Raw genomic sequence first — 21,042 nt, forward strand, 5'->3', positions numbered from 1 at the left:
CCTAGTTGGAGCCCGGGCGGCCGCGCCGCTGGGCCATGCGCCGCAGGTTGTCCCTCCGTTGTGCGCCCGGGTCCTGCGCGGGTGCGGGAGCCGTCGCTGGAGGCGTGTCCTTCGGCGGTGACAGGTGTCCGGCGAGCGCGCGCACCGTGGGGTACTGGAAGAGCGTGACCAGCGGGACCTTGCGGCCCACCAGCGCCTCCAGCTTCGCGTGCACGGACTGGAGCAGCAGTGAGTTGCCGCCCAGGTCGAAGAAGTTGTCGCTCGCGCCCACGCGCTCCAGCCCCAGCACTTCGGCCCAGAGCGCGGCCAGCGTCTGTTCCAGACCTGCTTCGGGGACGCGGTAGTCCTCGCTCAATTCGGGCCGGTGCACGTCTGGCGCGGGCAGGGCCTTGCGGTCCAGCTTGCCGTTCGCGGTGAGGGGCAGCCGCTCCAGCACCACGAACGCCGACGGCACCGCGTGCTCCGCGAGCGACCGGCGCAGCGAGGCCCTCAGCGCATCCACCGTGAACGCGGACCCTTCGCGCAGCACCAGATACGCGACCAGCCGGCGTTGTCCCGGCACGTCCTCGCGCACCTGCGCCACCGCCTCCTTCACCGACGGCTGCGAGAGCAGCGCGGCCTCCACCTCGCCCAGTTCGATGCGGAAGCCTCGCAGCTTCACCTGCGAGTCCGCGCGGCCCCGGAACTCCAGCGTCCCATCCGCGAGCCACCGCACCACGTCGCCCGTGCGGTACAGGCGTGCGCCGGGTTCTTGGGAGAACGGATCCGGTCCGAAGCGCTCCGCCGTGAGCGCGGGCTGGCCCAGGTAGCCGCGCGCCACCTGGGCGCCTCCCAGGAACAGCTCGCCCCACAGGCCCACCGGCACGGGCTGTCCCGTGCCATCCAGCACGTACACGCGCACGTTGGGCTCCGGGCTTCCGATGGGAGGCAGCAGGCCTTCGGGCGCTTCGGGCTTCACGACGCCGGAGGTCGCGATGACGGTGTTCTCCGTGGGGCCGTAGCAGTTGAGCCACTGCCCCGGAACGGAGGGCCCCGGACGGCGGTGCAGCACGTCACCGGCCACGTGCACCCGGCGCAGTGGCATGCCGGGCGGCCATGGCTGCTCCAGCGCGGCCTCCGCCATGGGCGTGGGCAGCGTGGTGAGCGTGATTCCCTCCGTTGCGAGCCACCGCACCAGCCGGGCCGGCTCCGCGCGCACCTCGTCCGTGGGCAGATGGAGGCTCGCGCCATGAGAGAGGGCCGGCCAGGTCTCGAAGACGGTCGCGTCGAACGCGAGCCCCGTCAGCAGCGTGGCCCGGTCTCCCGGTCCAATCTCCGCCGCCGTACCGAGCCCCGCGACGAGGTTCGCCAACGTCCCATGCGTCACCGCGACGCCCTTGGGTTTGCCGGTGCTGCCCGACGTGTAGATGACGTAGGCCATCGCCTCCGCGTGCAGTGTCACGCCAGGCACGGTGACAGGCTGTGTCTCCAGCGCGGGCTCCGCGTCCAGGCAGAGCACGCGCACGCCGCATCCCTCGAAGCGGGCGGCGAAGGCCTGCCGGGTGACGACGATTCGCGCGCCACTGTCCGTGAGCACGTGCCGCCACCAGGCCTCCGGCCACGTCAGGTCCATGGGCAGATAGGCCCCGCCTGACTTGAGGATGCCCAGCGCGCCCCACACGTAGCCGGGCGTGCGGTCCACGCACAGGGCGACCACGGTCTCAGGCTTCACACCCTGCGCGCGCAGCAGGTTCGCGAGCTGGTTCGACCGGGCCTCCAGCTCCCCGAACGTCAGTTGCTGCCCGTCGCCCGCCAGCGCGAGCGCCTCCGGCCTCAGCCGTGCCTGCTCCGCGATGCGCGTGGGCACGCGCAGGTCCACGGGGACATCGAGCGCGGTGTCGTTCCATTCCACGAGGACCTGCTGGCGCTCCGCCTCCGTCAGCAGCGACAGCGACGCGAGCGGGCGCTCCGGGTGCCGCGTCACCTGCTCCAGCAGACGCAGGTAGTGCCCGGCCATGCGCTCCACCGTCGCCGCGTCGAAGAGCGCGGTGTTGTATTCCCAGTGCGTCAGCAACCCGGTGGCGGATTCGCGCATGAACAGGGTGAGGTCGTGCTTCGCGAGCCCTGGATCGAAGGGCACCGGCGCCGTCTCCAGTCCTCGCAAGGGGAAGCCGGGGAAGTCCTTGAAGAGCGCGAACACGGCCTGGAACACGGGCGTGCGGCTCAGGTCTCGCGGCGTCTGGAGCGCGTCCACCAGTTGTTCGAAGGGCACCTCCTGATGCGCGTACGCGCCCAGGCACGTCTCGCGCACGCGGGCGAGCAGGACCTGGAAGGACTCGGAGCCGGAGACCTTCACGCGCAGGGGCAGGGCGTTGACGAAGAAGCCGATGAGCCCCTCCACCTCGCGGTGGTTGCGGCCGGAGATGGGCGAGCCGACCACCACGTCGTCCTGGCCGCTGTAGCGCGACAGCAGGGCGTGGAAGCCCGCGAGCAGCGCCATGAAGGACGTGACGCCCTGCTGATGACACAGCTCACGCACGGCGGCGTCCACCGCGGCGGGGATCCGCACCATGTGGGCCGCGCCTGCCTGGGCCTGCACGGGCGGACGAGGCCGGTCGGTGGGCAGCTCCAGCGCGTGGGGCGCCCCGTTCAACTGCCGCTTCCACCAAGCGAGCTGCGCGTCGAGCCCTTCGCCCTGCAACGTCGCGCGCTGCCAGCGGGCGTAGTCCGTGTACCGGATGGGCAGCGGCGGCAGGCGCGGCGTCTGGTTCCGGGTGAAGGCGTCGTAGAGGACGCCCAGCTCGCGCCCCATCACCTCCGTGGACCAGCCGTCCGTGATGATGTGATGCATGAGCAGGAAGAGCGCGTGGTCCTCCGCGTCCAGCCGCAGCAGCGTCGCCGTCAGCAGCGGACCCGTGCGCAGGTCGAAGACGTGGCGCATCCGCTCCTCGGCCCGCTGACGCAGGACGGTGTCGCGCTGCGGGGGCGGCACATCCTCCAGCCGCTCGAAGGCGAGCGCGAAGGGCACCGAGGGCAGGACGCGCTGAACGGGCTGGCCGTTCTCTTCCGCGAATACCGTGCGCAGGGACTCGTGGCGGTCGATGAGCGCCGCGAGCGACCGCTCCAGCGCGGCCACGTCGAGCGGTCCCTTGCACCGGATGAACAGCGGGACGTTGAAGGCGAACCCGCCCGGTGCGAGCGCGTCGATGAACCACAGCCGCTGCTGCGGGAAGGACTGGGGCGCGGAGTCTCCGGCCTCCGTTCGCACCAGGGGCTGTGCCTGGAGGGGATGGGATTCCTGGCGCAGGGCTTCGATTCGAGCGGCCAGCTCCGCGAGCGTCGGGGCCTCGAAGAGCACGCGCACCGGCAGCTCCATCTGAAGCGACTCACGCAGACGGGAAGCCACCTGGGTCGCGAGCAGCGAGTGGCCGCCCAACTCGAAGAAGTGGTCCTGCGTGCCCACGCGCGGCACGCCCAGCAGCGGTGCCCAGATGTCCGCGATGAGCTTCTCCACCGCGGAGACCGGGGCCACGTAGACGGTCCCCGGAATGGCCTCCTCCGTCGGAACGGGCAGGCCGTTGCGGTTCACCTTGCCACTGGGCGTCAGGGGCAGCGCGTCCATGCGCACCAGCGCGGAGGGCACCATGTATTCCGGCAGCCGTCGCGACAGTGCCTGCCTCAGCGCTTCCGCGGAGAAGACCGTCTCCGGTTGCACCACGTAGGCCACCAGCCGCTTGAAGCCCGGTGTGTCCTCGCGCAGCACGACGACCACATCCTGCACGTCGGGCAGGGCGCGCAGGGCGGACTCCACTTCGCCCAGCTCGACGCGGAAGCCGCGCAGCTTCACCTGTCCGTCCAGGCGGCCCAGGAACTCCAGCTGTCCATCCGCGAGCCAGCGGGCCTTGTCGCCCGTGCGGTAGAGGCGGGCGCCCGGTGTGGCGCTGAAGGGGGAGGGCACGAAGCGCTCCGCGGTGAGGTCCGGCCGGTTGTGGTAGCCGTGCGCGAGCCCTTCACCTCCGATGAAGACCTCTCCCGGGACGCCGACGGGGCTCGGATTCCCGCGTGCATCCAGGACGTAGGTCTGGACGTTCGTCAGTGGTGTTCCCACCGAAGGAAGCGCGGGCCAGGTGCTCGGGGGCCCTGAAGCCCGCCATGCGCTGGCGGCGTGCGTCTCCGAAGGACCGTACTGGTTCTCGAGTACGCACCCGGGCAGCCGCTCGAAGAGGGACACGACGGCGGGCGTCACCTGGAGTTGCTCGCCCGCGGTGATGACCTCGTTGAGCGGGGGCAACTCCGTCGCGGTGCGCGCTGCTTCACTCAGCGATTGGAGCGCGACGAAGGGCAGGAAGAGTCGCTCCACGCGGTGCTGGGTGAGGAAGCGCAGCAGCGCGGGTGGGTCGCGGCGCAATTCAGCGGAGCTGAGCAGCAGCCGCCCACCGATGCACCAGGTGCCGAAGATCTCCTGGAAGGAGACGTCGAAGTTGAGCGAGGCGAACTGGAGCGTCGTGGCCTCCGCGCGCACTGCCCGGCGGAGCTGCCACGCGAGCATGTTGCCGATGCCCCGGTGGGACATGGCGATGCCCTTGGGCCTCCCGGTGCTGCCCGAGGTGAAGACGACGTAGCAGACGGCCTCAGGCGACAGCTCCACGTCCGGAGACGTGGTGGGGCGGGAGGCCAGCGAGACGGTCTCCATCGTCACGATGCGCGCGGAGGTGCCCGGCGGCAGGGCACGCACGAAGCCCTCATGCGCGAGGACGACCGGCGCGCGTGTGTCCTCCACCATCAAGGTCAGACGCTCGGCCGGGTAGTTCGGATCCAGCGGGACATAGGCAGCGCCAGCCTTGAGGGTGGCGAGAACGGCGACAGGCATGTCGAGGCTGGAGCGCTCCAGGCACAGCCCGATGGAGCTTCCAGGCGTGACACCCAGGGCGATGAGGTGGTGCGCGAGCTGATTGGCGCGAGCATCCAGTCGTGCGTAGGTCAGCGACTCCGTGCCGTTCGTGACGGCGACTGCTTCCGGTGTCCGCGCGACCTGCGCCTCCACCCAGCGGTGCATGAGACCGGGCTCGAAGGACGTGTCCTTCGCGGCGTTCCACGTCACGACGACCTGCCGCCGTTCCTCCTCGGAGAGGAGCGGCAGGGCCGACAGGGGCTGGTCGGGATGGCGGACCGCTCCCTGGAGCATTCGCACGTAGTGCCCGGCCATCCGGGTGAGGGTCGCTTCCTCGAAGAGGGCGGTGTTGTACTCCCAGAAGGCTGTCAGCCCCTGCTCCGACTCGCGCACGAAGAGCATGAGGTCGAAGCGGGAGACGCCCGTCTGGAACGGGACGTCCTCCGCTTGGAGGCCGGGCAACGAGAAGGGGACGGCCGCCTGTTGCAGGACGAAGAGGGCCTGGACCAGCGGCGCGCGGCTCAGGTCGCGTGGTGGCTTGAGCGCCTCCACGAGCTGTTCGAACGGCAGGTCCTGGTGCGCGAAGGCGCCCAGACAGCTCTCGCGCACGCCGCGCAGCAGGTGGCGGAAGGAGCGCGAACCGGTGACGTCCGCGCGCAGGGCGAGCGTGTTGACGAAGAGGCCCAGCAGGCCTTCCACCTCACGGCGGTTGCGGCCGGAGATGGGCGAGCCGACCACCACGTCGTCCTGGCCGCTGTAGCGCGCGAGCAGGGCCTGGAACCCCGCCAGCAGCGTCATGAACAGCGTGGTGCCCTCGCGCTGTCCCATGGAGACGAGGGCGCTGGTCAGCGCGGGTGGCAAGGGGACTTCGATGTACGCGCCCCGGAAGGTCTGCACGGGCGGACGTGGCTTGTCGGTGGGCAGGTCCAGCACGGGCGGCGCCCCCGCCATGTGCTCGCGCCACCACGACACCTGTTCTTCCAGCACGTCGCCCTGCAACCACGCGCGCTGCCACAGCGCATAATCCGAGTACTGGACGGAGATGGGCGGGAGCTCGGCCTCCGTTCCCTTGAGCCGGGCGAGGTAGAGCGCATCCAGCTCCCGCTGGAGCAAGGCGATGGACCAGCCATCGAAGACGCTGTGATGGAAGTTGAGGATGAGGATCTGATCCTCATTCTCGATCCGGAGCAGCGTGGCCCGGATCAGGGGGCCTTTCCGCAGGTCGAAGGGCACGTGCGCTTCGGTCTCCACCTGACGCTGGAGCGGGATGCGCGGGTCCACGTCCACCTGCTTCAGGGCGAGCTTCCACTCGGGGCCGATGCGCTGCACCGGCTGGCCGTCCACTTCGTCGAACGTGGTGCGCAGGACCTCGTGACGCCGGATGAGGGCGTTGAGCGCGTCTTCCAGTGCCTGCGTCTCCAGCCGCCCGCGCAGCCGGGTGACCAGGGGCAGGTTGTAGGCGTGCGCGCTGGTGTCCAACTGCGAGACGAACCACAGCCGCTGCTGGGAGAACGACTGGGGAACGAGCGCGCCGCGAAGCTGGGGCACCAGCGGTGGGACGGCCTTGCGGTTCGCGCCGTGCAGCTGTTCCTCCAACCGCGCGGCGAGCTGCGCGACGGTGGGTGCCTCGAAGAGGACGCGCAGGGACAGGTCCACCTGGAAGGCCTCCCGCAGCCGGGAGACCACCTGCGTGGCGAGCAGCGAGTGCCCACCCAGTTCGAAGAAGTGGTCCTGCAATCCCACGCGCGGCACCACGAGCAGGGACGCCCAGATGTCGGCGATCACCTTCTCCACCGCCGTCATGGGGGCCAGGAACCCGGTGTCGTCCTCGGCTTCCTCCTTGGGCGCGGGCAGGCCGTTGCGGTTCACCTTGCCGCTCGGGCCCAACGGTAGCGCGTCCATGCGCACCAGGGCGGAGGGCACCATGTGATCCGGCAGCCGTCGCGTCAGCGCCTGCCTCAGCGCCTCCGGAGAGAAGGACGCTTCAGGCTGGACCACGTAGGCCACCAGTTGCTTGTGACCCGGCGTGTCCTCGCGCACCACGACGACCACGTCCCGCACGTCAGGCAGGGCGCGCAGGGCGGACTCCACTTCGCCCAGCTCGACGCGGAAGCCACGCAGCTTCACCTGTCCGTCCAGACGGCCGAGGAACTCCAACTGTCCATCCGCGAGCCAGCGGGCCTTGTCGCCCGTGCGGTAGAGGCGGGCTCCCGGCGTGGGACCGAACGGAGAGGGGATGAAGCGCTCCGCGGTGAGGTCCGGCCGGCCGTGGTAGCCGTGCGCGAGCCCTTCACCGCCCACGTACAGCTCGCCAGGAACTCCGACGGGGCAGGGCTCGCGGCGCGGATCCAACACGTACGCCTGGACCGAGGGCAGCGGTGTGCCCACCGGAGGCAGGGCGGGCCACGTGCTTGGGGCGCCGGAGGCACGCCACGCGGAGACCACATGCGTCTCCGAAGGACCGTACTGGTTCTCGAGGACGCACCCGGGCAGCCGTTCGAAGAGGGCGACGAGAGCAGGTGTCACCTGGAGTTGCTCACCCGCGGTGATGACCTCGTTGAGCGGGGGCAACTCCGTCGCGGTGCGCGCTGCTTCACTCAGCGACTGGAGCGCGACGAAGGGCAGGAAGAGTCGCTCCACGCGGTGCTGGGTAAGGAAGCGCAGCAGCGCGGGTGGGTCGCGGCGCAGCTCGGCGGAGCTGAGCAGCAGCCGCCCACCGATGCACCAGGTGCCGAAGATCTCCTGGAAGGAGACGTCGAAGTTGAGCGAGGCGAACTGGAGCGTCGTGGCCTCCGCGCGCACTGCCCGGCGGAGCTGCCACGCGAGCATGTTGCCGATGCCCCGGTGGGACATGGCGATGCCCTTGGGTCGCCCGGTGCTACCGGAGGTGAAGACGACGTAGCAGACGGCTTCAGGCGACAGCCTCACGTTCGGAGACGTCGTGGGACGGGAGGCCAGCGAGACGGTCTCCATCATCACGATGCGCGCGGAGGTACCCGGCGGCAGGGCCCGCACGAAGCGCTCATGCGCGAGGACGACCGGAGCGCGCGTGTCCTCCACCATCAGGGCCAGACGCTCGGCTGGATAGTTCGGATCCAGCGGGACGTAGGCGGCGCCGGCCTTGAGGGTGGCGAGAACGGCGACAGGCATGTCGAGGCTGGAGCGCTCCAGGCACAGCCCGACGGAGCTTCCAGGCGTGACGCCCAGGGCGATGAGGTGGTGCGCGAGCTGGTTTGCGCGAGCATCGAGTTGCCCATACGTCAGCGACTCCGCGCCGTTCGTCACGGCGACCGCTTCCGGTGTCCGCGCGACCTGCGCCTCCACCCAGGCGTGGATCAGCCCCGGCGCGGGAAGCCGTTCCTCGCGGCTGTTCCATGCGACCAGGAGTTGCTCACGCTCCTCTCGTGACAGGAGCGACAGGTCCGCCAGTGGCAGTTCGGGGTTCTCGGTGATGCCTTCGAGCAGCCGCACGTAGTGCCCGGCCATCCGGGCAACGGTCGCCTCCTCGAAGAGGGCGGTGTTGTACTCCCAGTAGGCGACGAGCCCGTGCGGCGTCTGCCGCATGAACAGCATGAGGTCGAAGCGGGAGACGCCCGACTGGAACGGGAAGTCCTCCACCGCGAGGCCGGGCAGGGACAGCGGCGTCGCGGCGCGCTGCAGGACGAACATCGTCTGCACCAGGGGCGTCCGGCTCAGGTCACGCGGCGGCTTGAGCGCGTCCACCAGTTGTTCGAACGGCAGGTCCTGATGCGCGAACGCACCCAGGCAGCTCTCGCGCACGCCGCGCAGCAACTGCCGGAAGGAGCGCGAGCCAGAGACATCCGCGCGCAGGGCGAGCGTGTTGACGAAGAAGCCGATGAGCCCCTCCACCTCACGGCGGTTGCGGCCGGAGATGGGCGAGCCGACCACCACGTCGTCCTGGCCGCTGTAGCGCGCGAGCAGGGCCTGGAACCCCGCCAGCAGCGTCATGAACAGCGTGGCGCCTTCACGCTGTCCCAGCAGTTGGAGTGAGCCATGGAGGGACTGGGGCAGCAGCACCTCGAAGTTCGCGCCCTGGAAGGTCTGCACGGGTGGACGTGGCTTGTCGGTGGGCAGGTCCAGCACGGGCGGTGCTCCCGCCAGCGCCTCCCGCCACCATGCGAGCTGGTCCTCCAGTTCCTCTCCCTGGAACGACTCACGCTGCCACCGCGCGTAGTCCACGTACTGGAGGGACAGGGGCGGCAGGGTGCTCTGGCCGTGCGCGGGATAGAGCGCGTTCAACTCGCGCTGGAGCACGTCGACGGACCACCCGTCGAAGACGATGTGGTGGATGACGAGCATCAACACATGGTCGTCGTCCGCGACACGCAGGAGCAGCCCCCGCATCAGCGGACCTCGCCGCAGGTCGAACGGGCGTCGTGCCTCCGTGGACAGTTGCTCCGGGAGCTTCGCGGCCTCCACGTCCGTCCGCGACAGCGTGAAGGCCCAGGTCGGCCCGATGCGCTGCACCGGCAGGCCGTCCACCTCGTCGAACGTGGTGCGCAGGACCGCGTGCCGCTGGATGATCTCCGCGAGGCTCCGCTCCAGCGCGTCCGCGTCCAGCGTGCCCCGCAGCCGCGTGACCATGGGCACGTTGTAGGAGTACCCCAGCGTGTCGAGCTGCGAGATGAACCACAGCCGCTGCTGCGCGAACGACTGCGGCAACCAGCCGTCCCGGGGACCGGGAACCAGCGGAAGGGACTGGATCCGGCTGCTCTCCCTCCGCAGCGCGTCGATGCGCGCCGCGAGGCTGGTGACCGTGGGCGCTTCGAACAGCGCTCGCACGGACAGGTCCACCTGGAAGGTCTCCCTCAATCGGGAGGTGACCTGGGTCGCGAGCAGCGAGTGCCCACCCAGCTCGAAGAACGAGTCCTGCGTGCCCACGCGCGTGCGGCCCAGGAGCGCGGCCCAGACCTCGGCCACCGCCGTCTCCGTCGGGGTGACCGGCGCCACATAGGCGTCCTCCGTGAGCGCGTCGCCCACGGGCGTGGCGAGCGCCCTCCGGTCCACCTTGCCCACGGGCGTCAGCGGCAGCCGGTCCAGCTTCACGAAGGCGGACGGGACCAGCGGCGCCGGCAGTTGGTCGGACAGGCGCGAACGCAGCGCGCTCACGTCCAGGTTCGCGCCAGTGAGGTAGGCCACCAGCCGCTTGTCGCCGGGCGCGTACTCGCGCACCTCCGCCACGGCGTCCTCCACGCCGGGCAGGTGTCGCAGGGCGGTCTCGATCTCCCCCAGCTCGATGCGGAAGCCGCGCAGCTTCACCTGCGTGTCCGCGCGCCCCATGAACGCCAGCTCGCCGGAGGGCAGCCACCGGGCACGGTCACCCGTGCGGTACAGCCGCGCGCCGGGGACGTCGCTGAAGGGATGGGGCACGAAGCGGTCCGCGGTGAGGTCCGGCCGGTCCAGGTAGCCCCACGCGAGGCCGTCGCCTCCCACGTACAGGTCGCCCACGACGCCGGGCGGCACCGGCTCCAGGCGCGCGTCCAGCACCAGCGCCTGGGAGTTCTCCAGCGGCCGGCCAATGGGCACGGGCATCCGCGCATCCAGGTCCCGCTTCACCTGATACGTGGCGGAGAACGTGGTGTTCTCCGTGGGGTCGTAGCCGTTGATGACCGCGCGTCCCGCGTCCAGCAGCTTGCGCGCGGCCAGCGGGGACAGCACGTCGCCGCCCGTGAGGACCTGCCCCACGCGAGCGAGCGCGGCGGGCCGGTTCAGCGCCATCTGCTCGAAGAACGCCGTGGTGAGGAACATCACGCTGATGCGCTCGCGCTCCAGCGTGGCTTCCAGCTCCTCCAGCGACGGTGTCACCGGCGGATAGAGGAACAGCTTCGCGCCGCTGAGCAGCGCGCCCCACAGCTCCAGGGTCGCGGCGTCGAACGACGTGGTGGCCAACTGGAGGACGACGTCCTCGGCGCCGAACCGGACGTAGGACACGCCCTTCACCAGCCGCGTCACGGCCCGGTGGGGGACGCCCACGCCCTTGGGCCGCCCGGTGCTCCCGGACGTGTACATGACGTAGGCCAGCGCTTCGGCGGGGACCTGCACGTCGGGCGCGGCCCCAGGTTGAACCTCGAAGGCCCGCCAGGACGGGTCGAGCATCACGACCCGTGAGGCCAACCCCTTCAGCGAGGACTCGCGACCCTGCTCCACCAGCAGCACGGTGATGCGGGCGTCGCGCGCCATGAGCTCCAGGCGCTCGGAGGGATAGCCCGGATCCAACGGCACGTACGCGCCCCCCGCCTTGAGGATGGCGAGCGTCGCCACGACCATCTCCAGCGACCGGCCCGCGCACAGGCCCACCGGCGTTCCCAGCCGCACGCCCAGCCCACGCAGGTGGTGCGCGAGCTGGTTCGCCCGGGTCTCCACCTCCGCGTACGTGAGCCGCTGGCCTCCCGCCTCCACGGCCACGGCGCCGGGCGTCCGCGCGGCCCGCTCCGCGAAGAGCGCGGACAGGGACGCATCACGAGGGTAGGGGACGGCGTCTCCCGTCCCCTGGTCGAGCAGCCGCCTCCGCTCCTGTGCGGTGAGCAGCGGAAGCGTGGCCACGGGGCGCTCCGGCTCCGCGACCGCGGCCTCCAGCAGCCGCGTGTAGTGCTCCGCGAAGCGCGCCACCGTCGCGGCGTCGAAGAGGTCGGTGCTGTACTCCCAGAGCCCCACGAGCCCTTCCGGCGTCTCGCGCAGGAAGACGGTGAGGTCCATGCGCGACACGCCCGGCTCGAAGTCCAGCTCGGACGTGCGCAGCCCCTCCAGCTCCAGCGCGGGCACGGCCGAGTGCTGGAGCGTGAAGAACACCTGGAACAGGGGCGGACGGCTCAGGTCGCGCTCGGGCTGGAGCGCGTCCACCAACTGTTCGAAGGGCACCTCCTGGTGCGCGTACGCGTCCAGGCACGTCTTGCGCACGCGGCGCAACAGCTCTCCGAAGCCGAGCGCGCCTTCACCCCGCACACGCAGGGGCAATGTGTTGATGAAGAAGCCGATGAGCGGTTCCACCTCCTGGCGGGTGCGGCCGGAGATGGGGGAGCCGATGACGATGTCGTCCTGGCCGCTGAGCCGCGAGAGCAGCAGGTGCATGCCGCCCAGCAGCGCCATGAACAACGTGACGCCCTGCTTGCGGCACAGCGCGTCCAGCGCCTGGCCCAACCCCGGAGGCAGCGCGTGGCGGTACACCGCGCCCCGCGTGGACTGCGCGGCGGGACGGGGACGGTCCGTGGGCAGCTCCAGCGCGGCGGGTGCTCCAGAGAGCTCTCCCCGCCACCACTCGACTTGTTGCCGCAGGTGCTCGCCCTGGAGCCACTGCCGCTGCCACACCGCATGGTCCGCGTACTGCACGGGCAGCGCGGGCAGCACGGGCGTCGTGCCGGCGCGAAAGGCCGCGTAGAGCGTTTGCAGCTCCCGCTCCATCACCGTGAGCGACCAGCCATCGCAGCAGATGTGGTGCAGCATCAGGAGCAGCACGTGCTCCGCTTCCCCCAGCCGCAGGAGCCGCACGCGCACCAGCGGTCCACGGCGCAGGTCGAAAGGGGCGCGCGCCTCCGCCTCCGCGACCTGTCGCAAGGTCTGCTCCCGCTCGGACGCGGGCACTTGCTCCAGCGTCTCCACGGACAGCGGCAGGCGCAGCGACGGCGCGATGCTCTGCACCGGCTGTCCGTCCACCACGGCGAAGGTGGTGCGTAGCGCCTCGTGCCGCTCCACCAGCACGGCCAGCGCCCGCTCCAGCGCGGGGATGTCCAGCGCGCCGGTGAGCCGCGCGAAGTACGGGACGTTGTAGGAGATGCCTCCGGGCGTGAGCTGCTCGATGAACCACATCCGCTGCTGCCCGAAGGAGAGCGGCAGCAGGGCGTCGCGGGGGACGGGCACCACGGGCGGCGCTCGACGACGGGGCCTCGCCGGGGACTTCGGCGCGGAGGCGGAAGGGGAGCCGGGGTGCTCGGTCGTCATGTCTCGCTCGGGGGAAAGCGGGGGAGGGGGACCGCCCTCGAAGGGGCGGCCTGGCTCAAGCGGTCTGCTCCTGGCGCAGCTCGTCGCACAGCGTGGCCACGGACCGGAGCGTGTTGAACAGCTCCACCATGGACACCTCCACGCCCAGCTCGCTCTCGATGCGATTGGACAGGACCGTGGCCATCAGGGAGTTGCCGCCAATCTCCAGGAAGTGGTCCTCCGGGCGCACGACCTCCACGCCCAGCAACTCCTTCCACCACGCCGCCAGCTTCGCTTCCGTGTCCGTCAGGCTGGAGGCTTCTTCGGGGCTCGGGTTCAAGGCCGTTCCTTTTCGCCCGCTCACGCGGGCTTCAGCCGCTCGCGCAGCAGGTACTTGCGCACCTTGCCGGTGGCCGTCTTGGGCATCTCGTCGATGAGGTCCAGGCGGTCCGGCCAGTACTGGTTGGACATGCCCTGCTGCTTGAGGTGGTCGCGCAGCTCGTTGAGCGTGGGCGGGGCCTCTCCCTCGCGCACCACGACGACGGCGCACACCCGCTCGCCGCCAATCTTGTCGTCCGAGTGCGCGACGACCGCGACCTCCTTCACCTTCGGGTGCGAGTACAGCGCGGACTCCACCTCCACCACGGGGATCTTGTACCCGTACCGGAAGATGACGTCCTTCAGCCGCCCCACGATGCGGATGCCGCCACGCCCGTCGTCGCGCGCCAGGTCGCCCGTGTCGAACCAGCCCTCCGCGTCCACCGCCGCGGCGTACACGTCGTCACGCTTGAAGTAGGTGAGGCACTGGCTGGCGCCGCGCACCAGGAGCCGCCCCGTCCCGTCCGGATGCGGCGTGCCGTCCTCCGCGAGCGCCGGGACGATGCGCGTCTCCATCCACGCCACCGCCCGTCCATCACTCTGGCTGGGCCAGTCCGGCGGGTCCTCATGCCGGGTGATGGTGACCGCGCCGTTCTCCGTCATGCCCCACAGCGTGTGCAGCCGCACGCCGAACACCTCGCGCACCGCCGCGATGAGGTGCGGCGGCACCGGGATGGAGCCCGTGGCCAGCTGCCGCAACGAGGAGGTGTTGCGCTGGCGCTTTCGCTGCAACGCGATGAGGTTCATCAGGTACGTGGGGATGCCGTACGTGAACGTGACGCCGTGCTCCTCGAAGAGCTTGAGCGTCAGCTCCGGGTCGCCCACGTCCATGTAGATGGCCGTGGCCCCCAGCAGGATGGGCATCAGATACGAGTACGTGAACCCCGTGGATGCCGTCAGCAGCGACGGCAGCGCCACCACGTCCGTCCCATCGATGCCCAGCGTGTCGCAGAGCGCGCGCGTGATGCCGTAGTTCGTGTTGTGCGAGTGCACCACGCCCTTCGGCTCGCCCGTGGTGCCGGACGTGTAGAGGATGTTGCACACGTCGTCCGCGGCCGCGGGCGTGACGCCCTCCAGCGACGCCTCCTTCTCCCACTCGCGCTCGATGAAGTGGCGCTCGAAGTCCCGCTCGCCCGCCTGGAGGTCGGTGTTGCTGCCCAGCAGCACCCGGTGGCGCAGCGACGGCAGCACCGCCGCGATGTCGCGCGCCATGTCCCGGTGTGAGTGCCCCGTCCATGACGTGGGCCCCACGTACACGGAGGCCTCCGTGCGGCCCAGGATGAACTCCACCTCGCGGCGCCGGTAGTCCGGAGGAATGGGCGCGATGACCGCTCCCAGCCGCGCGCACGCCAGCGCCAGCGCCGTGAAGTGCCACCCGTTGGGCAACTGCACCGCGACGATGTCTTCGCGACCCACGCCCAGCTCGCGCAGGCCCAGCGCGAACCGGTCCATGTATCGCGCCAGCTCCGCGTACGTCAGCCGCGTGATGTCCTTGGAAAAGTACCGTGCGGCGATGATCGCGGTCTTGTCCGGGTGCGCCTGGACGCAGCGACGCAGATCGTCAACCACCGTGATGTCACGCCACCAACCCTTTCGGCGGTACTCCGAACCCTTCTCCAATGCCGCTGCGTTATGGAAACGCTGCCCCATTTGAAGGTCTCCTCCGAGTGACGCGAAACCGGGGAATGCCGGGCGAGCCGCGTGTGTAACACCGCGAGATTACCGGGCAAGACGGTTTTTTCTCGTACATCTACATCTTAAGAAAATCCGCGTTGACGGCGCATGATGCGTTTTCCTAGGGTGTCTCACAACAGCCGGATTCCAGGGCTGTGTCAGCGACGCTACGGGCATGACTTTCTCGGCGAATCCAACGACCCCCGGGCTGTCGCGCGACGCGCGGACGCCAGAAGAACCCACGGCCTCCGGCGGCCCGGTGGCGCCTGCTCGCCCTGGGGACGGGGCTTCGGGCGCCGCGTCGGATGCGGGCCTGGCGCTGCTGCCCAGGCGGGCGAAGCGCATCCGCCAGACCATCGTGCGGCTGGCGGCGACACCGTCGGGCTGTCACCTGGGCGGCTCGCTGTCGATGGTGGAGATATTGGTGGCGCTGCTGGGCCGGGTGATGCGCGTGGATCCGCGCGCGCCGAAGGCACCGGAGCGTGACCACCTCATCCTGTCCAAGGGGCACGCGGCGGCGGGGCTCTACGCGGCGCTGGCGGAGTTCGGCTTCGTGGACGTGGAGACGCTGGTGCGCGAGTACAACGCGGACGGCAGCATCTTCACCGGCCACGTGAACGCGGCGGTGCCGGGCGTGGAGTTCGCCACCGGCAGCCTGGGCCACGGGCTGGGGCTGGGCGTGGGGCTGACGCTCGCGCACGTGCTGCGCGGGGAACCCAACCGCACCTTCGTCGTCTGCGGCGACGGAGAGATGGGCGAGGGCTCCAACTGGGAAGCGCTCCAGGTGGCGTCGCACCGCAAGCTCACCGGCCTCACGCTGATCATCGACCGCAACGGCGGACAGAACGACGGCCCCACCGAGTCCATCCTGTCGCAGGAGGCGCTGGTGCGGAGGCTGGACGCGTTCGGCTTCCAGTCGCTGGAGGTGGACGGGCACGACCTGCCCGCGCTGGTGGCCGCGCTGGAGGCGCCCGTCGTGGGCGGCCGTCCGCGCGCCATCGTCGCCCGGACGCAGAAGGGCGCGGGCGTGCCGATGCTCAAGGGCAAGGGGCCGCACTACGCGGTGTTCTCGCCGGAGCACCTGCGGCGGGCGCTCGCGTCGCTCGGGGAGGACGGCCAGTGAGCGCGTCGCTTGCGTCGACGGTGGACCTGGCCCAGGCGCCGGAGGCGTGGCTCGCCGCGCATCCGGAGCTGTCCAGCCGGCTGGTGTTCCGGCACGCGGCGGCGCGCTTCGCGCAAGATGACGCGCGCGTCGTTTTCCTGGAGGCGGACCTGGGCGGCGGAGGAGACCCATTCGAGAAGCGCCACCCCCAGCGCTACTTCAACCTGGGCATCTGCGAGGCCACCATGCTGGACATGGCGTGTGGCCTGGCGCACGGCGGGCACACCGTCATCGCGCACAGCTTCGCGGCGTTCGGCGTGATGCGCGCGTGCGAGCAGGTGCGGCTGAACCTGGCCTATGCGCGCGCCAACGTGAAGCTGGTGTGCGACTACGGCGGCGTGGCGGGCGCCTTCTTCGGCCCCACGCACCACGCGATTGAAGACCTGGCCGTGCTGCGCGCGATGCCCAACCTCACCGTGGTGTCGCCCGCGGACGGCCTGGAGACGGTGCAGGCCACGCGCGCGATGCTCCAGCACGACGGGCCGGTGTACCTGCGGCTGGGCCGCAACCGCGTCACCCGGCTGGACATCCCGCGCCCGCCGTTCGAGCTGGGCCGCGCCGCGCTCCTGCGCGAGGGCGATGACGTGGGGCTGCTCGCGCACGGCGAGGTGGGCGTGTCCGTGGCGCTGGACGCCGCGAAGCTGCTGGAGGCGCAGGGCGTCTCCGCGCGCGTGCTCAACGTGCATACGTTGAAGCCGCTGGACGAGGAGGCCGTGCGCGAGACGGCGGCGCGCACGCGGCTCCTGGTGACGGTGGAGGAGCACAACGTGCTGGGCGGACTGGGCAGCGCGGTGTGTGAAACGGTGTGCTCGCTGGACCTGGGGCGGCGCGTGCTGCGCGTGGGTCTGCAGGACCGGTACGACTCGCGCGCTGGTTCGCACGAGGCCTTGCTCAAGGGCCACGGCCTGGAGGGCGGGCAGGTGGCCGAGCGCATCCTGGGAGTGCTCCCAAGAACCCCGGTGTTTGCCGTGGAACCCGCAACGAGGAGGGACTGACATGCAGGTCCAGAACCCGAATCCGATGACGCAGTCCGTGCCCCCCGAGCAGTGCCCGCTGTGCGCGCAGCCGGTGCCGGGCGGGAACCGGATCGTGGGCGAGGTGCTCTCCTGTGACGGCTGCTCCGCCGAGCTGGAGGTGGTGGGCGTCAACCCGCTGCGGCTCGAGGAAGCACCCGAGGTCGAGGAAGACTGGGGGGAGTAGCCCCGCGCCATGCGCAAGGTCGACCTCGTCTATACGCGCGTGCGCACCGAGGAGAAGCTCCTCCTCGAGGCGCTGCGCAGGCGCGACTGCGCCGTCAACCTGGTGCAGGACTCCGGGATGGTGCTGTCGATGGATCGACAGCGCGTCACCGAGGCCGACACCGTGTTGATGCGCAGCATGTCCTTCACGCGTGCGCGCTACCTGGCCACGTTCCTGGAGATGAAGGGGCTGCGCGTGCTCAACAGCGCGAGGACCATCTCCCTGTGCGGGGACAAGGCGCTCACCAGCGCGGCGCTGGCCGCGAAGGGCGTGCCCATGCCGTGGTCGTTCGTGGCCTTCGACGAGGACGCGTGCCTGGAGGCGATTGAAGAGAAGGGCTACCCGGTGGTGACCAAGCCCGTGCTGGGGAGCTGGGGCCGGATGGTGGCCCGGTTGGACTCGCGCTCCGCCGCGGAGGGCGTGTTGTCCACGCGCTTCGGCACCGGCGGCGCGCAGGACCACGTGGCGCTGGTGCAGGAGTACGTGGACAAGCCGGGCTACGACCTGCGCGTCTACGTCATCGGCCGCGCGGTGGGTGGGCTCAGGCGGCGCTCCGAGCACTGGATCACCAACACGGCGCGCGGCGCCGTGCCGGAGCGCTACGAGGTGCCGGTGGTGCACGCGAAGCTGGCGGAGGCCGCCGCGGACGCGGTGGGCGGGGACATGGTGGCGGTGGACCTGCTGGAGACGCGCGGCGGCGACATCTACGTCAACGAAATCAACCACTGCGTGGAGTTCGCGCGCAGCATCGACGAGACGGGCGTCCCGCTGCCGGACCTCATCGCGGAGTACGTCGCCTCTGGAGCCGGAGGAGCCCGGCGATGAGCGTGCGCGTGGCGGTGCTGGGAGCCGCGGGCTACACCGGCGGCGAGGTGCTGCGCCTGTTGCTCGCGCACCCGGCCGTGGAGGTGGTGCAGGCCACCTCCGGCCAGTTCGCCGGCAAGCGCCTGGACTTCCCGCACCCGCACCTGCGCGGGGTGGGGACGCTGCGCTACACGCCGCACGACGCGCTGGAGCCCTGCGACGTGCTGGTGAGCTGCCTGCCTCAAGGGGAATTGCTCCAGCGCTGGCAGAAGGTGTCCCGGCTGGCGGAGCGGGTGGTGGACCTGAGCGCGGACTTCCGCCTGGACGCCGCGGGGCACGCGCGCTGGTACGGCAAGCACCCGCGCCCGGACGACGTGCCCGCGTTCGTCTACGGCCTGCCGGAGTGGATGGGCGAGGCGCTGACGAACGCGCGCCACGTCGCGGTGCCCGGCTGCATGGCGCACGCGGGATTGCTGGCGCTCCTGCCGCTCCTGCACGCGGGGCTCGCGCGTCCGGACGTGCTGGTGGTGGACGCGAAGACGGGCTCGTCCGGGGGCGGCTCGACGCCGGATCGCTCCTCGCACCACCCGGAGCGCGCGAACGCGCTGCGCTGCTACAAGCCGGTGGGCCACCGGCACACGGGCGAATTGGAGGGCGTGGTGGCGCGAGTCACCGGCCAGCAGCCCACCATCCACTTCAGCGCCACGGCGGTGCCGGGCGTGCGCGGCATCCTGGCCACGGTGCACGCCTTCGCGGCGCGGCCGGTGGAGGAGGCGGAGGTGGTGCGCGCCATCGCCACGCGCTACCGCGAGAAGCCCTTCGTGCGGCTCCTGCGCCCCAGCGCGTCGCTCTCTCCGTTCCCGGAGCCCGGGCCGCTCCTGGGCACGAACCACTGTGATTTGTCGGTGGACGTGGACGCGGAGCGGGGCCGCATCGTGGTGAACGCGGCCATCGACAACCTGGTGAAGGGCGCCGCCGGCACGGCGGTGCATGCGCTGAACCTGATGCTGGGCCGCCCGGAGACGGAAGGGTTGGGCTTCCGGGGCCTGCATCCGCTCTAGACCGCTTTTCATTCCGAGGAGCCGCACCCATGAGCTTGAGCACGAAATCCCCTGGCGAGGTGTTCGCGGCCGCCGTCCAGAAGCAGGGCGCGAAGGCGCACGTGGACTACGACACGTCCATCGTGGACGCGTTCCCCGGCTTCAAGCGCCGTCCGCGCATCGCGGTGCGCGGCATGTTCAAGACGGCCAAGGCGGAGCGCGACCCGGTCCCCTTCTGGTACGAGACGCACCCCCAGACGAAGCCCACCGGACCGGTGCAGGACGTGGAGCTGCGTCCGGAAGCGGGCTTCGAGTTCCACCAGGACACGCAGGCGCTCAAGCCCACGCGCGCGTGGATCCAGGTGCCGCGCAACCTGCTGGAGGATCCGAAGTCGCTGGCGCAGTTCATCGACTTCCGCCTGCTGGTACGGCTGAACACGGCGGAGAACCAGGCGCTGTGCATCGGCAAGGGAGGGGACGGCGTGCGGGGCCTGCTGCACACGCCGGGCATCGTGCGGCTGCCGGCGCAGAAGACGGCGGTGCGGTCGCTGCTCAACGCCTGCGCGCAGGTGGAGCAGATGGGCGGGTCGGCGGACGGCATCGTCATCAACTCGTTGGACTTCTACGAGCACCTGGTGGGCCAGCAGTCGCTCCTGTCGGACCTGGCGGCCATGGGCATCCGCCTGTGCCGCACGCGCATGGTGAACCCGGGCACCATCATCGTGGGGGACTTCACGGCCGCGGCGACGCTGTATGACAGCGAGCGCTCCGTCATCCGGTTCGCGGAGCCGCCGCCGGGCATCTTCCCGCGCGAGGGACTGGCCGCCTACGGCGAGGTCTACACGACGCTCGCGGTGCACCTGCCCACCCACTTCTTCGTGGCGTCGCTGACCTGATGGCCACCGCGAGCGCGAAGGGCGAGGGCGCGCAGCTCACGGTCCTCTACATCACCGGCTGGTGCCGCAGCGGCAGCACCATCCTGGGCAACGTCCTCAACGAGGTGCCGGGCTTCTTCCACGTGGGGGAGCTGAGCTTCCTCTGGAAGAACGCGTACGGGAACGGGTCCAACACGTTGTGCGGCTGCGGCCAGCAGTTGTTGGACTGCGGCATCTGGAGCACGGTGCTGAACTCCGACGTGCCGGCGGGCCTGACGCCGCGAGCGCATGCGGCGGAGGTGGTGCGCAGGCAGCAGGCCGCCGTGCGCACGCGGCACACGCTGCGGGTGCTGGACGAGGCGGGGGATTCGCAGGCGCTCCAGTCGCACGCGGACTTCCTGGCGCGCACGTACCGGACCATCGCGCGAGCGACGGGGAGCACGGTGTTGGTGGACAGCGGGAAGTTCCCGTCCGAGGCGGCGCTGCTGCCGCGCGTGGACGGCATCCGGCCGCTGTATCTGCACCTGGTGCGCGACCCGCGCGCGGTGACGCACTCGTGGACGAAGACGAAGCAGTACGTCGTCCCCATGTCCGCCGCGCGCAGCACGGCGTACTGGCTGGGCTTCAACGCCGCGTCGGAGGAGGTGACGCGGAGGTTCCCCGACCAGTCGCTCTTCCTTCGCTACGAGGACTTCATCGCCGCACCGGACCGCGCCGTGGACACGGTGCTGGACCTGGTGGGCGTGCCGCGAGCCCAGAACCCGGTGAAGGGGCGCACGGTGGTGCTGGGGAAGAACCACACCGTCACCGGCAACCCGGACCGCTTCCGCAGCGGACCCACGCTCTTGCGCGGCGAGGACGACGCATGGAGGGGCGAGCTGGCCTCCGGAGCGAAGGCGCTCACCGTGGCGCTCGCCTGGCCGCTGATGGCGAAGTACGGCTACTTCAGTGGGGCACGGCGAGCACCCATCGGAGGGGCAGCGCCGGACGCGGGCACGGAGCGTCGCCCCTGAGTCTCCGGCCATGAGCTCAGTCCTCACGGATGAGAAGGCGAGAAACCTTCTG

Annotated in this window: 10 protein-coding genes; 7 read left to right on the forward strand and 3 right to left on the reverse strand. The window is 70.7% G+C overall.

All coding sequences use genetic code 11. The annotated features are described in order from the left end of the window. Nucleotide 1: 1 nt before the first annotated feature. Genes ACX114_RS10190 through ACX114_RS10200 form a run of 3 tightly spaced genes read right to left on the reverse strand, consistent with a single transcriptional unit; the run spans nucleotide 2 to nucleotide 14,752 of the window. Nucleotides 2-12,826, reverse strand: coding sequence for a non-ribosomal peptide synthetase (locus tag ACX114_RS10190; RefSeq protein WP_459297072.1), 12,825 nt, complete (start codon nucleotides 12,824-12,826; stop codon nucleotides 2-4). Nucleotides 12,827-12,881: 55 nt separating this feature from the next. After that, nucleotides 12,882-13,145: a phosphopantetheine-binding protein gene (locus ACX114_RS10195; RefSeq protein WP_459297074.1), complete on the reverse strand. Its 264-nt coding sequence runs from the start codon at nucleotides 13,143-13,145 to the stop codon at nucleotides 12,882-12,884. A 20-nt stretch (nucleotides 13,146-13,165) separates the two neighbouring features. Then, entirely contained in the window at nucleotides 13,166-14,752 is a 1,587-nt protein-coding gene (locus tag ACX114_RS10200; protein ID WP_459297076.1) for an AMP-binding protein, read from the reverse strand. A 280-nt stretch (nucleotides 14,753-15,032) separates the two neighbouring features. Here ACX114_RS10200 and ACX114_RS10205 point away from each other — a divergent pair, with 280 nt between their 5' ends. Genes ACX114_RS10205 through ACX114_RS10235 form a run of 7 tightly spaced genes read left to right on the forward strand, consistent with a single transcriptional unit; the run spans nucleotide 15,033 to nucleotide 20,990 of the window. After that, a complete protein-coding gene (locus tag ACX114_RS10205; RefSeq protein WP_459297078.1) occupies nucleotides 15,033-15,980 on the forward strand; it encodes a 1-deoxy-D-xylulose-5-phosphate synthase N-terminal domain-containing protein in 948 nt (315 codons plus the stop codon). Further along, the gene (locus tag ACX114_RS10210; protein ID WP_459297080.1) at nucleotides 15,977-17,014 is read left to right on the forward strand and encodes a transketolase family protein; all 1,038 of its coding nucleotides are present in this window, start codon (nucleotides 15,977-15,979) and stop codon (nucleotides 17,012-17,014) included. The genes ACX114_RS10205 and ACX114_RS10210 overlap by 4 nt, the downstream gene beginning before the upstream one ends. A gap of 1 nt (nucleotide 17,015) precedes the next feature. Beyond that, nucleotides 17,016-17,219, forward strand: coding sequence for a lysine biosynthesis protein LysW (gene lysW, locus ACX114_RS10215; RefSeq protein WP_120551333.1), 204 nt, complete (start codon nucleotides 17,016-17,018; stop codon nucleotides 17,217-17,219). Nucleotides 17,220-17,228: 9 nt separating this feature from the next. Beyond that, nucleotides 17,229-18,083 carry a RimK family alpha-L-glutamate ligase gene (locus ACX114_RS10220; protein ID WP_459297083.1) on the forward strand — a complete coding sequence of 285 codons (855 nt, stop codon included), beginning with the start codon at nucleotides 17,229-17,231 and terminating at the stop codon, nucleotides 18,081-18,083. Next, nucleotides 18,080-19,123 carry an N-acetyl-gamma-glutamyl-phosphate reductase gene (argC, locus tag ACX114_RS10225; protein WP_459297085.1) on the forward strand — a complete coding sequence of 348 codons (1,044 nt, stop codon included), beginning with the start codon at nucleotides 18,080-18,082 and terminating at the stop codon, nucleotides 19,121-19,123. Before ACX114_RS10220 ends, argC begins: the two co-directional genes overlap by 4 nt. A gap of 29 nt (nucleotides 19,124-19,152) precedes the next feature. Continuing rightward, nucleotides 19,153-19,998, forward strand: a complete 846-nt coding sequence (locus ACX114_RS10230; RefSeq protein ID WP_459297087.1) for a family 3 encapsulin nanocompartment shell protein — start codon at nucleotides 19,153-19,155, stop codon at nucleotides 19,996-19,998. Further along, a complete protein-coding gene (locus ACX114_RS10235) occupies nucleotides 19,998-20,990 on the forward strand; it encodes a sulfotransferase (protein WP_459297089.1) in 993 nt (330 codons plus the stop codon). Before ACX114_RS10230 ends, ACX114_RS10235 begins: the two co-directional genes overlap by 1 nt. The last annotated feature ends 52 nt before the right edge of the window (nucleotides 20,991-21,042 follow it).

Source organism: Corallococcus sp. M7 (assembly GCF_054512695.1).

Coding starts and splice junctions, on each gene's coding strand:
- ACX114_RS10190 (WP_459297072.1), bottom strand. CDS start 12,826: ATGACGACCGAGCACCCCGGCTCCCCTTCCGCCTCCGCGCCGAAGTCC.
- ACX114_RS10205 (WP_459297078.1), top strand. CDS start 15,033: ATGACTTTCTCGGCGAATCCAACGACCCCCGGGCTGTCGCGCGACGCG.
- lysW (WP_120551333.1), top strand. CDS start 17,016: ATGCAGGTCCAGAACCCGAATCCGATGACGCAGTCCGTGCCCCCCGAG.
- ACX114_RS10220 (WP_459297083.1), top strand. CDS start 17,229: ATGCGCAAGGTCGACCTCGTCTATACGCGCGTGCGCACCGAGGAGAAG.
- argC (WP_459297085.1), top strand. CDS start 18,080: ATGAGCGTGCGCGTGGCGGTGCTGGGAGCCGCGGGCTACACCGGCGGC.
- ACX114_RS10230 (WP_459297087.1), top strand. CDS start 19,153: ATGAGCTTGAGCACGAAATCCCCTGGCGAGGTGTTCGCGGCCGCCGTC.
- ACX114_RS10235 (WP_459297089.1), top strand. CDS start 19,998: ATGGCCACCGCGAGCGCGAAGGGCGAGGGCGCGCAGCTCACGGTCCTC.